The 609-nt window shown below is 27.0% G+C and carries 2 protein-coding genes; both read left to right on the top strand.

Translation table 11 applies throughout. From position 1 onward, the window contains the following. The first annotated feature begins 118 nt into the window (after positions 1 to 118). Positions 119 to 295, top strand: a complete 177-nt coding sequence (locus tag KPC_RS21000; protein ID WP_456049189.1) for an SH3 domain-containing protein — start codon at positions 119 to 121, stop codon at positions 293 to 295. A gap of 50 nt (positions 296 to 345) precedes the next feature. Beyond that, positions 346 to 576: an N-acetylmuramoyl-L-alanine amidase gene (locus tag KPC_RS20935; protein ID WP_121976045.1), complete on the top strand. Its 231-nt coding sequence runs from the start codon at positions 346 to 348 to the stop codon at positions 574 to 576. Positions 577 to 609 lie beyond the last annotated feature (33 nt).

Below are 609 nucleotides of genomic sequence, written 5' to 3' on the forward strand. Positions count from 1 at the left end.
CTTATCTAATGAAAAAAAACTATTATGGAAAGTACTAAAANTTCCTAAAAATGGTGAATATNCTATTCCAACTNTCGCAGTCTTATCTAAAGAAGAAGNTTCTTCTAATAAATATCATGTGATAAACAAACCAAAAGTTTTTATATCAAAGGAACCTAATNTGAAATCTAAGACAAAAAGCTATCTTATAAAAGGTGATAAGGTGATTATAAGAAAACAGCAAGAAAANAAGTGGATAGAAGTTGANTATAAAAATAAGGTGTTAGGGTGGATTAAAAAAAATGATATAGACTGACAGATAAATTGTATCTTTGTTAAATGTGGTAACAGAGTTATACGCTATGTATGATAGCAGAAAAATTAGCAGATAAAATAGTAAAAAANTATACCCAGATTAAGGCTCAANNAGCGAAAAGATCGGATTTAGGTGTTTTGAAGAATAATGCTATGTATAAAGTTCTAATTGAGTTTGGATTTATGACTACACCTCATAATGTTAAAACATTAATGGAAAATCATAATATAATGGTGAATGATATATATGAGGCAATTAGGGAGCATATAAATGAAAATTAGATTGTTACTATTATTCCTCTCTGTTTTATTAAC

Source organism: Acinetobacter stercoris (assembly GCF_900323515.1).
In the GTDB taxonomy this organism is placed as follows: Bacteria; Pseudomonadota; Gammaproteobacteria; order Pseudomonadales; family Moraxellaceae; genus Acinetobacter; species Acinetobacter stercoris.